Source organism: Nocardiopsis sp. NPDC006938, assembly GCF_042869555.1.
In the GTDB taxonomy this organism is placed as follows: domain Bacteria; phylum Actinomycetota; class Actinomycetes; order Streptosporangiales; family Streptosporangiaceae; genus Nocardiopsis.
The window spans coordinates 458,984-471,547 of sequence record NZ_JBIAGA010000002.1 but is presented as its reverse complement, the minus strand read 5'-3'; the positions used below and the strand labels follow the sequence as shown (position 1 = coordinate 471,547).

General features: G+C 70.1%; 13 protein-coding genes. 5 read left to right on the top strand and 8 right to left on the bottom strand.

Annotated elements, in window-relative coordinates:
• Positions 1–11: 11 nt before the first annotated feature.
• Entirely contained in the window at positions 12–1,124 is a 1,113-nt protein-coding gene (locus tag ACFYL4_RS05010) for a polyprenyl synthetase family protein (RefSeq protein ID WP_387516630.1), read from the bottom strand.
• A gap of 171 nt (positions 1,125–1,295) precedes the next feature.
• Here ACFYL4_RS05010 and ACFYL4_RS05005 point away from each other — a divergent pair, with 171 nt between their 5' ends.
• From ACFYL4_RS05005 to ACFYL4_RS04995, 3 genes are all read left to right on the top strand, one after another.
• On the top strand, positions 1,296–1,805 hold the full coding sequence (locus ACFYL4_RS05005; protein WP_387516468.1) for a MarR family winged helix-turn-helix transcriptional regulator: 510 nt from the start codon (positions 1,296–1,298) through the stop codon (positions 1,803–1,805).
• Positions 1,806–2,052: 247 nt separating this feature from the next.
• Positions 2,053–3,678, top strand: coding sequence for a BCCT family transporter (locus tag ACFYL4_RS05000; RefSeq protein WP_387516628.1), 1,626 nt, complete (start codon positions 2,053–2,055; stop codon positions 3,676–3,678).
• 45 nt (positions 3,679–3,723) lie between these two features.
• A complete protein-coding gene (locus tag ACFYL4_RS04995; RefSeq protein ID WP_357762441.1) occupies positions 3,724–4,209 on the top strand; it encodes an Hsp20/alpha crystallin family protein in 486 nt (161 codons plus the stop codon).
• 94 nt (positions 4,210–4,303) lie between these two features.
• Here ACFYL4_RS04995 and ACFYL4_RS04990 read toward each other — a convergent pair whose 3' ends face one another.
• The 4 genes from ACFYL4_RS04990 to ACFYL4_RS04975 all read right to left on the bottom strand — a co-directional run bounded on the left by ACFYL4_RS04990 (position 4,304) and on the right by ACFYL4_RS04975 (position 9,819).
• On the bottom strand, positions 4,304–5,638 hold the full coding sequence (locus ACFYL4_RS04990; protein WP_387516466.1) for a M16 family metallopeptidase: 1,335 nt from the start codon (positions 5,636–5,638) through the stop codon (positions 4,304–4,306).
• Positions 5,639–5,751: 113 nt separating this feature from the next.
• The gene (locus ACFYL4_RS04985; RefSeq protein ID WP_357762436.1) at positions 5,752–8,064 is read right to left on the bottom strand and encodes a polyribonucleotide nucleotidyltransferase; all 2,313 of its coding nucleotides are present in this window, start codon (positions 8,062–8,064) and stop codon (positions 5,752–5,754) included.
• A gap of 285 nt (positions 8,065–8,349) precedes the next feature.
• Complete coding sequence (gene rpsO, locus ACFYL4_RS04980; protein WP_017542637.1) at positions 8,350–8,619, bottom strand: 30S ribosomal protein S15; 270 nt, start codon at positions 8,617–8,619, stop codon at positions 8,350–8,352.
• 252 nt (positions 8,620–8,871) lie between these two features.
• Complete coding sequence (locus ACFYL4_RS04975) at positions 8,872–9,819, bottom strand: bifunctional riboflavin kinase/FAD synthetase (RefSeq protein WP_357762432.1); 948 nt, start codon at positions 9,817–9,819, stop codon at positions 8,872–8,874.
• A 307-nt stretch (positions 9,820–10,126) separates the two neighbouring features.
• Between ACFYL4_RS04975 and ACFYL4_RS04970 the strand changes: the two genes are divergently transcribed.
• The gene (locus ACFYL4_RS04970) at positions 10,127–10,387 is read left to right on the top strand and encodes a CopG family transcriptional regulator (RefSeq protein WP_387516463.1); all 261 of its coding nucleotides are present in this window, start codon (positions 10,127–10,129) and stop codon (positions 10,385–10,387) included.
• Positions 10,388–10,801, top strand: coding sequence for a type II toxin-antitoxin system VapC family toxin (locus ACFYL4_RS04965; RefSeq protein ID WP_387516461.1), 414 nt, complete (start codon positions 10,388–10,390; stop codon positions 10,799–10,801).
• On the opposite strand, the gene truB is transcribed toward ACFYL4_RS04965, so the two are convergent.
• The 3 genes from truB to ACFYL4_RS04950 form a co-directional block, all read right to left on the bottom strand.
• Complete coding sequence (gene truB / locus ACFYL4_RS04960) at positions 10,802–11,680, bottom strand: tRNA pseudouridine(55) synthase TruB (protein ID WP_387516459.1); 879 nt, start codon at positions 11,678–11,680, stop codon at positions 10,802–10,804.
• Between the two features lie 62 nt (positions 11,681–11,742).
• Positions 11,743–12,183, bottom strand: coding sequence for a 30S ribosome-binding factor RbfA (rbfA, locus tag ACFYL4_RS04955; RefSeq protein ID WP_357762422.1), 441 nt, complete (start codon positions 12,181–12,183; stop codon positions 11,743–11,745).
• 2 nt (positions 12,184–12,185) lie between these two features.
• Positions 12,186–12,482, bottom strand: a complete 297-nt coding sequence (locus tag ACFYL4_RS04950) for a DUF503 domain-containing protein (RefSeq protein WP_357762419.1) — start codon at positions 12,480–12,482, stop codon at positions 12,186–12,188.
• Positions 12,483–12,564: the final 82 nt, after the last annotated feature.

Sequence of the window (12,564 nt, the reverse complement as noted above, 5' to 3'; positions counted from 1 at the left end):
CTGCGCGGTGGTCACGTGCGGGCGGCGGTGTCGGCGAAGCGGTGCAGTCCGTCGGCGACGGCCGGGTCGAGGTCGAGCGAGCGCAGGCGTTCCCGCCCGCGCTCGGCGAGGCGGCGGCACCGGCGCCTCACCTCCTCACGAGCGCCGACGCGGTCGAGGGCGGCGGCCGCCTCCTCGGGGTCGACCCGGTTCGAGGGGTGGCCGGCCCGGGAGAACAGGTCCTGGGCCGCGGTGTCCCCCGCCTCCCCCGCCAACCGGACCCCGCTGGCCAGGAGCAGGGTGCTCTTGCCCTCCCGCAGGTCCTCGAAGGCCCGCTTCCCGGTGCGGTCGGGTGCTCCGAAGGCGTCCTGGAGGTCGTCCCGGAGCTGGAAGGCCACGCCCACGTCGGTTCCGTAGGCTCGCAGCGCCGACACCGTCGACGCGTCGGCCCCCGCCATCGCGGCCCCCATGTGCAGGGGGCGCTCGACGGTGTAGGTGGCGGTCTTGAGCCGGTCGATGCGCACCGCGGTCTCCTCGGAGCGGTCGCCGAGGGCCTGGGCGGTGAGGTCGAGGAACTGCCCGGCGACGACCTCGGTGCGCATGTCCCGCCACACCGCGTGGGCCGCCGCCCCGGTGGACAGGGCGGCGAGGGACTCGTGGAGCAGGTCGTCGGCCCAGAGCACGGCGAGGTCGCCGACCAGGACGGCCAGGGACTCCCCGTAGCGGCGCGCGTCCCCGCGCATCCCGCGCTGCCGGTGCCGGGCCGTGTACACGGCGTGGAACGACGGGGCACCGCGTCGGAGCGGCGCGGCGTCCATGACGTCGTCGTGGGCGAGGGCGAAGGTCTGGAGGACCTCCAGGGCCGAACAGGCGCGCAGGGCCGCGCGGGCCCCGCGCCCCGTGGCGGCGCCTCCCCCCGCGAGCCAGCCCCACCAGGCCAGGACCGAGCGCAGACCCTTGCCGCCGTGCAGCGTGAACGCGGCCATCCGCTCGCAGAGTTCCGTCGCGAACTCCCCGTCGGCCGCACCCGCGTCGGCGACCCGTTCCGCGAGGTAGGCGGCCAACTGGTCCCGTACCGCGTCCCGAACCCCGCCGAAGTCGGCGGGCAGGGGTTCCTCCCGTGTGTCAGCTGGCGAGACGGTGATGGCCACCCCCGGTGAGTGTCCGATTTTTCGTCAAATACCTTGGAGACAAAGCATCTTGCTAAGGCGATCATTTCATGTGGCCCCCTCCGGGGCCACGCGACACTTGGAGGGCGTCCTAGACTCGGACGACGGGTGGCCGGAGGGACCGTTCACCGAGCGGTAGGGAGACCCATGGACACCGTGCCCAACACCGAGCCCTCACAGAAGGCGCTCGGAGACGGCCACGGTCCCCGCACCCGCGAGGAGCTGTACGAGGCCCTTCAGGGCGACGGGCAACAGCTCGCCGTACGCCTGGTCCGCCTCCTGCACCGCATGGCCGACCGCTCCGGGATGAACCCCACCGACTTCCAGTGCTTCACGCTCCTGCGCGTGACCGGCACCATGACCCCCGGTGAGATCGCCGACAGCCTCTGTCTGTCCACCGGTTCCGTGACCGGTGTGGTGGACCGGCTCGAGGCCCACGGACTGGTCGAGCGCGCACCCCACCCGCTGGACCGGCGCAAGATCGCCGTCCGGCTCCTGGACGGCGCCGAGGGCGCTCTGCGCAGTCCCCTCCCCGGGATACGCCAGGCCATGACCGACCTGCACTCCGTCTACTCCGAGCGGGAGCTGGAGGTGATCGCGGACTGGCTGGACCGTACCGGAGCCGTCCTCGACCACCTCGTCGAACCACGGGACTGACCCCGGCCGCCGTTCCGCGCCCCGGCCCGCTCCGCCCTCGCGCCCCACCCGGCCGCAGGAGCCCACAACCGACATGGCACACCCTGACGGAAACTCTCCGCAATGTGACGGTTGCTTTACTACCCGGGACGAAAGCCTCTACCATCCCACGGGACATGTCAGCAGCCGGTGGCAGGAACCGGCACTCCAACCCCCGTAGTTTCAGTGGGGCTGGGAAGGAGCAACCATCTCATCCCTGCGCACGTACATAAAAGAAAAGACGAACCCGACGGTCTTCGGCGTCTCGGGCCTGGTGATCATCGCCTTCATCGTCATGGGCGTGGCGTTCACCGGCCCGCTGCTCGCGGCCACCGAGACGACCCGCAACTGGATCGGTGAGCGGATCGGCTGGATCTACGTCCTGGCGACGGTGTTCTTCGTGGGCACCGCCGTCTTCCTCATGCTGAGCCGCTACGGCAACATCCGGCTGGGCCCGGACGACTCACGGCCCGAGTTCAGCACGCTGGCATGGTTCGCGATGCTCTTCACCACGGGCATGGGCATCGGCCTGGTGTTCTGGGGCGTGGCCGAGCCCATCGAGCACCTGCACTGGCCGCGCGACGCCGCGCTGAACCCCGACTCCGAGGGTGTCCCCCAGCCCGAGGCCGCCTCGGAGTCGCTGGCGCTCACCTTCTTCCACTGGGGGTTCCACCCCTGGGCCGTCTACATCGCCCTCGGCCTCTCCCTGGGATACTTCGCCTACCGCAAGGGCCTCCCCCTGCGACCGGCGTCCGCGCTCTACCCGCTGCTCGGCGACCGCGCGTTCGGCTGGCCCGGCAACATCGTCGACATCCTCGCGGTGTTCGGCACGATGTTCGGCCTCGCCACGTCACTGGGGCTGGGCACGCTCCAGATCAACGGCGGGCTCACCGAGATGTTCGGGGTCCCGAACAACCCGCTGGTCCAGACCGTCATCATCGCGGTGATCTCGGCCGTGGCGCTCTTCAGCGTGCTGTCGGGCATCGACAAGGGCCTGCGGCGCCTGTCGGTGATCAACCTGTGGCTGGCCTTCATCCTGCTGGCCTTCGTGTTCCTGGTCGGCCCCAAGCTGTGGATCATCGCGAGTACCACCACCGCGACCGGCGAGTACCTGAGCAACCTCGTCTCCTGGAGCCTGTCCTTCCCCAGCCCCCGCGTCGAGCCGCAGGCCGCCGCCTGGACCCAGGCGTGGACGGTCTTCTACTGGGGCTGGTGGATCTCCTGGGCGCCGTTCGTCGGCATCTTCCTGGCCCGCATCTCGTACGGACGCACCATCCGCGAGTTCGTGATCGGCGCCCTGTTCGCACCGACCGCCGTCTGCGTCCTGTGGTTCGGCGTCTTCGGCGGCTCCGGTCTCTTCTACGACCTGTCGGGCCGGGCCAACTTCGTCGAGGGCGACGAGGCCGACGCCGCGTTCACCCTGTTGGACGCCCTGCCCATCTCCGGTGTGGTGGCCGTCATCGCGGCCGTGTGGCTACTGGCCGTCGTGGCGATCTTCTTCATCACCTCGGCGGACTCCGGCTCCCTGGTCGTGGACATGCTCACCAACGGAGGCACCCGCAACCCGAACCGCTTCCAGCGCGGCTTCTGGGCGGTCTGCCTGGGCGCCGTCACCTGGATTCTCCTGGTGGCGGGGGGCGACGACGCGCTGTCGGCGCTCCAAGCGGCCTCGGTCATCACCGGCCTACCGTTCGCGGTGATCCTGCTGTTCATGGCGGTGGGCCTGTTCAAGGGACTGGCCAGCGAACGCGCGCCGGGCGAACCGAAGAGGGCCCGGGCCGAGGACCGCCCCCGGGCTGAGGACCGCCCCCGCTCCGGGGACGGTCACGGTCACAGTCACGGTGGAATGCACTAGGTCCGTCGGACCGACCGACACCGACGTCGAACTGAGGAGGTAACGGTGGCACCCAAGAGGTTCAGCAACCCCTTCCACGGGGTGGTGGACATGATCACCGAGATGAACAGGATGTCGGACACGATCTCCACCATCGAGACGACCCAGGTCGGTGAGCGGGAACGCACGTTCGCCGACGCCTGGAGCCCGTCCACGGACATCCTCGCCAAGGGGAACGACCTCGTCATCCGGGCCGAGCTGCCCGGCGTGAACGAGACCGACGTCTCCGTCAGCCTGACCCACGGCGTGCTCGTCATCAGCGGTGAGCGCCACCGCGAGGAGGAGGACACCACGATCTACTACACGTCCGAACGCTTCATGGGTTCGTTCCGGCGTGAGATCAGCCTGCCCGAGGGCATCGAGGACGAGGACGTGGAGGCGGCCTTCGGCGACGGCCTCCTGGAGGTCGTCGTCCACGGCGGCGCGCACACCGGCGGCCCGCGCCAGATCGCGATCAAGAAGCGCGGTCGGCCCCGGGGGCGCCCGCTGTAGGCGTCGGCGCACGTCACCGTACACGGGGAGCCCGTGACCGGCCCCGGTCACGGGCTCCCCGTTCGCGTCCCCGGACCCGCCGGGGAGCGGAGCCTCAGAACATCCGGTCGGCCGTGTACGGCCCGATCACCGCGAGCGCCCTCGGGCGGGACAGGAGTTCGGCCGCGACCGCGGCCACGTCCTCCAGGGTGACGGCGTCGAACCGGGCCAGGTCCTCGTCGATGGAGAAGTGGCGCGGCTGGGTGAGCTCGTGCGCGAGCAGGCGCCCCATCCGGGCGTTGGTGCCCTCGCTGCCGAGCACCATGGCCCCCTGGATCTGTCCCTTGGCTCGGGCCAGCTCCTCCGGGGAGATCCCGGACGCGGCGACCTTGGCCAGCTCGTCGCGGCAGACCCCGACGACCTCGTCGGCCTTCTCCGGCAGGCAGCCCGCGTAGATCTGGAACGTACCGGTGTCCGCGTAGGCCGTGTGGTAGGCGTGCACCGCGTAGGCCAGACCGCGCTTCTCGCGCACCTCCTGGAAGAGGCGGGACGACATGCCGCCGCCCAGGGCGGCGCTGAGCAGGCGCAGCGCGTGCCAGCGCGGATCGGTGCGGGTCAGCCCCTCCGAACCCAGGATGATGTGCGCCTGCTCGGTCTCACGCGGCTGCACGACCGTGCCGCCGAACGTGCGCACCGGCTCCCCGGCCCCGCGCGGACGCGAGGGGCGGGCGTCACCGGCCGCCGCGAGGCGGTCGGCGAACATGGCCCGGACCTGCTCCACCACGGTGTCGTGGTCCAGGCTGCCCGCCGCCGTCACGATGAGCTCGGAGGGGACGTAGGCGTCCCGGTACTGCTCGGCGATGCGCTCCCGCGACAGCGCGCGGATCGTGTCGGTGGTGCCCAGGATCGGGCGGCCCAGCGGGGTGTCGCCGAAGAAGTGCTCCGCGAAGACGTCGTCCACCAGGTCGGCGGGCTCGTCCTCGTACATGGCGATCTCCTCCAGGATCACGCCGCGCTCGGTCTCCACCTCGCCCTCGTCCAGCACCGAGTTGGCGACCATGTCGCCCACCACGTCCACCGCGAGCGGCAGGTCCCGGTCCAGGACCTTCGCGTAGTAGCAGGTGTGCTCCTTGGTGGTGTAGGCGTTGTGGTCGGCGCCCACCCCGTCCAGGAGCGCGGAGATCTCCAGAGCAGAACGGGTCCCGGTCCCCTTGAAGAGCAGGTGCTCCAGGAAGTGCGCCGACCCCGCGTGCGCGGAGTCCTCGTCACGGGAGCCGGTGGTCGCCGAGATCCCGAAGGCGGCGGAACGCCCCCCGGGAACGTTCTCGGTGACCACGCGCAGGCCGCCGGGCAGCACCGACCGGCGCACCAGACCGGAGCCGCCGTCCGGCTCCAGCAGCGTGACGGTGGTACCCGGCTCCTGCTCGGCGGCGATGGGGACAGAACTCATGAATCCTTCTTCTTCGCGTCGGGACGTCCAGCAGAGCATACGCCCCGGGACGACGGCGGGGCGGCCGCGTCGTGCAGACGCGACCGCCCCGTACAGGGTCACACAGGTGTGGATCAGGTGTTCTCGGAACGCCCGCCCGAGCTGCGACGACGGCGGCGGCGCGGGGCCTCGGCCTTGTCGTCGCCCTTGTCGGAGTCCTCGTCCGGGGCCGCGGGGGCCTCGGCCTTCTCGGACTTGTCCGTCTTGGCGGCGGCCTCGGACTCCACCACCTCGACCGGCACCAGGGAGAGCTTCCCGCGGTCGTCGATCTCGCGGATCTCGACCTGGATCTTCTCGCCGATGCCGATCACGTCGTCGAGGTTCTCGATGCGCTGGCCGCCGTGCAGCTTGCGGATCTGCGAGATGTGCAGCAGACCGTCCTTGCCGGGCAGCAGCGAGACGAACGCGCCGAAGGCGGTCGTCTTGACGACGGTGCCCAGGTAGCGGTCGCCCACCTCGGGCATGGTCGGGTTCGCGATCTGGTTGATCGTGTCCCGGGCCGCCTCGGCGGAGGGGCCGTCGGTGGCACCGATGTAGATGGTGCCGTCGTCCTCGATCGAGATGTCCGCGCCGGTGTCGTCCTGGATCGAGTTGATCATCTTGCCCTTCGGGCCGATGACCTCGCCGATCTTCTCGACGGGCACCTTGACGGTGAGGATGCGCGGAGCGTTCGGGCTCATCTCGGCCGGACGCTCGATGGCCTCCTGCATGACGTCGAGGATGGCCAGACGGGCGCCGCGGGCCTGCTGGAGCGCCAGGGCCAGCTGCTCCGCGGGGATGCCGTCGAGCTTGGTGTCCAGCTGGAGCGCCGTGATGAGCTCACGGGTACCGGCGACCTTGAAGTCCATGTCGCCGAAGGCGTCCTCGGCACCGAGGATGTCGGTCAGCGTGACGAACTGGTCGCCCTCGCTGATCAGACCCATGGCGATACCGGACACCATCTCCTTCAGGGGCACACCGGCCGCCATCAGGGACATGGTGGAGGCGCAGACCGAACCCATCGAGGTGGAGCCGTTGGACCCGAGGGCCTCGGACACCTGGCGGATGGCGTACGGGAACTCCTCGCGGGCGGGCAGGACGGGCAGCAGGGCCCGCTCGGCCAGGGCGCCGTGCCCGATCTCGCGCCGCTTGGGCGAGCCCACCCGACCGGTCTCACCGGTGGAGTAGGGCGGGAAGTTGTAGTTGTGCATGTAGCGCTTGGTCTTGTCCGGGTTGAGCGTGTCAACCGTCTGCTCCATGCGCAGCATGTTCAGCGTGGTGACACCCATGATCTGGGTCTCGCCGCGCTCGAACAGGGCCGAACCGTGCACGCGGGGCAGGATGCCCACCTCGGCGCTCAGCTGGCGGATGTCCTTGGGACCGCGACCGTCGATACGGACCTGGTCGCGCAGGACGCGCTCACGCATGAGCTGCTTGCTGAGGCTGCGGAAGGCGGCGCTGACCTCCTTCTCGCGACCCTCGAAGTCCTCGGCCAGCTTCTCGGCGGCCGACGCCTTGATCTTGTCGAGCTCGGCCTCGCGGTCCTGCTTGTCCGCGATGGTGAGAGCCTTGGCGAGCTCCTCGCGCACGGCCCCCTCGACGGCGGCGTAGGCGTCGTCCTCGTAGTCGAGGAAGATCGGGAAGTCACCCTGCTCACGGCTGGCCTGGTCGGCGACGGCCTGCTGGGCCTTGCACAGCACCTTGATGAAGGGCTTGGCGGCCTCGAGGCCCTCGGCGACGGTCTGCTCGTTGGGGCCGACGGCGCCCTCGGCGACCAGCTTCAGGGTCTGGGTGGTGGACTCCGCCTCGACCATCATGATCGCGACGTCGCCGTCCTCCAGGACACGGCCGGCGACGACCATGTCGAAGGTGGCGCCCTCGAGCTCACCGTGGGTCGGGAAGCCGACCCACTGGCCGTCGATCAGCGCGACGCGGACGCCGCCGATCGGGCCGGAGAAGGGAAGGCCGGCGATCTGCGTGGACATCGAGGCCGCGTTGATGGCGACGACGTCGTACAGGTGCTCGGGGTGCAGCGACAGGATCGTCTCGACGATCTGGATCTCGTTGCGCAGGCCCTTCTTGAAGGAGGGGCGCAGCGGACGGTCGATCAGACGGCAGGTGAGGATGGCGTCCTCGGAAGGACGGCCCTCACGCCGGAAGAAGGAGCCGGGGATGCGGCCCGCGGCGTACATGCGCTCCTCGACGTCCACCGTCAGGGGGAAGAAGTCGAGGTTCTCCTTGGGGCGCTTCGAGGCGGTGGTCGCCGACAGGACGACGGTCTCGTCGTCCAGGTAGACCGTGGCCGAACCGGCGGCCTGACGGGCCAGGCGGCCGGTCTCGAAGCGGATGGTGCGGGTGCCGAACTTGCCGTTGTCGATGACGGCCTCGGCCGAGTAAACGCCCTCCATGGGCGACCTCCTGTTACACGTTGCGGGCGCGGCGCCCGGACCCGACGGCCCGCGGCGCGGCGATGTTCTGCCCGTGTCGTGCCCCGGAAGGTGATGACGGCCGGTCATCGATCGAAGCCCACGGCACGCCCGAGACGGGCGGTGTCCGGAGACCACTACCGAGGACCGACCCCTGGGTCCGGGTGGCGGCACGGGTGGTGCGGGTGGCGTCCTGTCCCGGACACCACTCTGGTCACACCTTACTAACAAAGAGGGAGCGGCCGAGGCCACTCCCTCCCGAAAGACCTAGCGGCGCAGGCCCAGACGCTCGATGAGCGAGCGGTAGCGGGTGATGTCCTGCTTGGCCACGTACTTGAGCAGACGGCGGCGACGGCCGACCATCAGGAGCAGGCCACGACGGCTGTGGTGGTCGTGCTTGTGGTCCTTGAGGTGCTCGGTGAGCTCGGTGATGCGGTGCGTGAGCAGCGCGATCTGGACCTCGGGGGAGCCGGTGTCACCTTCGACGGTGGCGTACTCGGCGATGATCTTTTCCTTGGTGGCGGTGTCGATCGACACGACGCTCCTTCATTGAGAAGTCGGTACGCAGGGCGAACCCCGGTACGTGACAGGGTTCAGACGCGACGACCGCGCGTACGAGCAGTCGCCGTCGCGTGTGGTGCGCGCGGCCCGCCGCCGATGGCGTGGGTACGCCGCGCTCCCGCCGAGTCCGCCCCCGAAGGGACGCACCTCGCTGCGGGCACACGTGGACGGACCCACCCTACAGCAGGCGGAGCGGGATCGGGACCCGGTTCCGGGGTGACGGCGGCCTCAGGACACTCCCAGGACCTCGCGGCAGCGGTCCACGTCACGGCGCATCGCCGCGATGAGGGCGTCGATGTCGTCGAAGCGTTCCTGACCCCGGATGCGCGCCGTGAAGTCGACCGCCATGCGCAGGCCGTACAGGTCCAGGTCGTCGCGGTCCAGGGCGTAGGCCTCCACGGTGCGCTCGGCACCGTCGAAGGTGGGGTTGGTGCCCACGGAGATCGCCGCGGGCCAGCGCGACTCGTGCCCCGGCACCGGCTCGAGCCGGGTCAGCCACCCCGCGTACACGCCGTCACCGGGAACGGCGGTGTCGGGGGGCAGGTCGGCGTTCGCGGTGGGGAACCCGAGGAGTTCACGTCCTCGCGCGGCGCCGTGCACGATCTCCCCCGAGACCCGGTGCGGACGCCCCAGGAGTGCGGCGGCGGCGGCCACGTCCCCCTCGTCCAACAGGGCCCGCACCCGGGTGGAGGTGATGGTGTCGCCGTCCGCGACCAGGCGCACGCCGTCGGCGGTGAAGTCGAGCTTCTCCCCCAGTTCCGCGAGCACGGTGACGTCTCCGGCCGCCCGGTGCCCGAACCGGAAGTCCTCACCGACCACCACGGCGGCGGCGCCGAGCCGGTCGGAGAGCACGCGCCGGGCGAACTCCTCGGGAGCGAGGGCGGACAGCGCCTCGTCGAAGGGCAGGACGCACACGGCGTCGACTCCGAGCGGTTCCATGAGTTCCACCCGGCGCTCCACCGGGGTCAGGACCGCCGGGGTGGTCCCGCGCAGTACCCGCTCGGGGTGCGGGTCGAAGGTGACCGCGACCACCGGGAGGCCGAGCCGGTCGGCGCGGGCGCGCGCGGCGGCCAGGATCGCGCGGTGTCCTCGGTGCACGCCGTCGAAGACGCCCACCGCCACCACGGACCGCCCCCAGTCGGAGGGGATGTCCCCCAGCCCGTCCCATCGCAGCACGTTCGGTCCCCTTCGGTCACGTTGTCTCGGTCCACGTCAAGCCTGCCACGTCGCTCCCCCGCTTCCGCCACGGGCGGGGTGTCACCCGGCGCACCCGACCGCTCGCCTCGTCACCAGGGCGGGCCGTGTGGAGGCACGCGGGTGGGATGTCCGAGAAAGTACGGAGGACTTTCGTGAAACCCGCACGCACCCGGTGACGCGGCGCTATCTTCGCTCATGCGAACAACACGCCGACATCGGACTTCACCCGAGACGTCGCCGAAACACCGCCCGACTACGTGGTGGCATGCTGGGTAGCATAAGTGTCATGAGCAGCCTTACCCAGAAGTACTCCATCACCATGCCTAGAGACATCGCCGAGCAGGCACGCTCCAGAAGCGGCCCCTCGGGCCTGTCCTCCTACGTCGCCGCCGCCGTGGCAAGGCAGTTGGAGCGGGACAATCTCAACGACCTCATCGAGGCGATGGAGGCCCACCACGGTCCCATCACCGACGAGGAGATCCAGCGAACGCGCGAGGAACTGAACCGTGCCCGTGAGGAACAGGGCACACCTGGAGCCATGGAATAGATGAGTCCCAACCCCCACAGGCCGAATGGCACTCTCGTCCTGGACAGCGAAGGGCTGGCCAGAGCAGTACTCCAGGATCGGGACATCACACGTTGGCTCGTCCTCGCCCGGGCCGATGACAGCAGAGTGATCACCAGCTCCGCGACCCTTGTCGAGATCATCCATCCGCGTATCAACCGAGCGGCGTTGGAGTGGCAGCTCTCCCGATTGACGATCGAACCGGTGACCGAGTACGTCGCCAGGGAGGCAGCCCGGCTGCTGAGCTCAGCGGGTCTACACGGCCACAGGCACGCGATCGACGCGATGCTGTGCGCGACCGCGCTCACCGCGCCAGGTCCGGTCACCATTCTCACTTCCGACCCCGACGACCTACGGAAGCTCTGCGGAAACAAGGCGACCGTCATCAAGATCTGATCAGGCCGGGGAGAACACCACGACCGGCTTCATGTGGTCCGGGCGGTTCTCGCCCAGGGCGATCACCGAGCCGTCCGGGGCGAACAACCCCACCGGCCCCTCCCCCAGCGAGCTCTCACTGATCCGGTTGCCGTGGCGGATCGCCCTGGTCTCGGCCTCGTCCATGGTGCGCACCGGGAAGGCCGCGGCGACCGCGTGGGCCAGCGGCACCAGGGTGAACTCCGTGGCGAGCTGGTCGAGCGTGCGGGCCTGGGACAGGTCGTAGGGGCCCACGCGGGTGCGGCGCAGGGCCGTGAGGTGCCCGCCCACACCGAGGTCGGCGCCCATGTCGCGGGCGAGGGAACGGATGTAGGTACCGCTGGAACCGGTGATCACCGCGTCCACGTCGACGAAACCGTCCGGGGTGTGCCGGATCGCGGTCACGTCGAACTGGGAGACGGTGACCGTCCGCGCCTTGAGCGCGACCTCCTTGCCCTCGCGGGCCGACTTGTAGGCGCGCTTGCCGTCCACCTTGATCGCGCTGACCTGCGGCGGGACCTGCTGGATCGGGCCGGTGAGCTTCGCGACGGCCGCGTGTACACCGGCGTCGGTGACGGCGGACGCGTCCACCCGGGCACCGGGTTCGCCCTCGGCGTCGTCGGTGTTGGTGACCAGCCCGAGGCGGATCGTCGCCTCGTAGGTCTTCTCGGTCAGGGTCAGGTGACCGAGCAGCTTCGTGCCCTTCTCGATCCCCAGGACCAGGACACCGGTGGCCATCGGGTCCAGGGTGCCCGCGTGGCCCACCCTCCGGGTGCGCGCGAGCCCCCGGGTCTTCGCGACCACGTCGTGCGAGGTCCAGTCGGCGGGCTTGTCGACGACCACGACACCGCTGTCGGCCATGGGGTTCCTTCCGGAAGGGGAGAGAGGGGCGGCGACCGCTGCCGCCGCCCCGGGGTTGCTGGTTACTCGTCGTCCTCGTCGTCCTCACGAGGAGCCTTGTACGGGTCGGCTTCACCCGCGTGCCGGGCACCGGTGGCCCGCTGGGCCACCTCCTCGTCGGACTTGCGCGCCTCGACCAGCAGCTTCTCGATGTGCTGGGCGTTCTCCTGCACCTCGTCGATGACGAAGGTCAGGCTGGGCGTGTGACGGATACCGGTCTGGCGGCCGACCTCGCTGCGGATCACGCCCTTGGCGCTTTCCAGGGCGGCGGCGCTGGCCGCCTTCTCCTCAGGCGTGCCGAACACCGTGTAGTACACCGTGGCGTCCCGCAGGTCGGCGGTGATCCGGGCGTCGGTCACGGTGACGAAACCCAGGCGCGGGTCCTTGATGCGCCGGTCCAGCATCTCGGCGACGATCCGCTGGATACGGTCGGCGATCTTTCGCGCGCGTGCGGCGTCAACCATCGTCAGTCTTCCTCTTCGTTGAAGAGCCGCTGCCTCGCGGAGAGCAGCTCCAGTTCGGGACGGCCCGCGACGAAACGCTCGCAGGTGTCCATCTGGTCCCGGGCGTGGGCCGCGGTCGGCGCGACCACGGCCACCCCGATCCTGGCCCGACGGTAGAGGTCGTGTTCCCCGACCTCGGAGACCGACACCGAGAACTTCCGTCGTAGTTCGGCGATGACCGGCCGGACCAGCGAACGCTTCTGTTTGAGCGAGTGGACGTCTCCGAGGAGCACGTCCAGGGTCAGCGCCCCAACGTACAAATGATCACCTGTGGTGTTGTGTGAGCCGTCAAAGGCGGGGCCCCGGACAGGATCGTCCGGGGCCCCAGGTGGATCAGTCCTC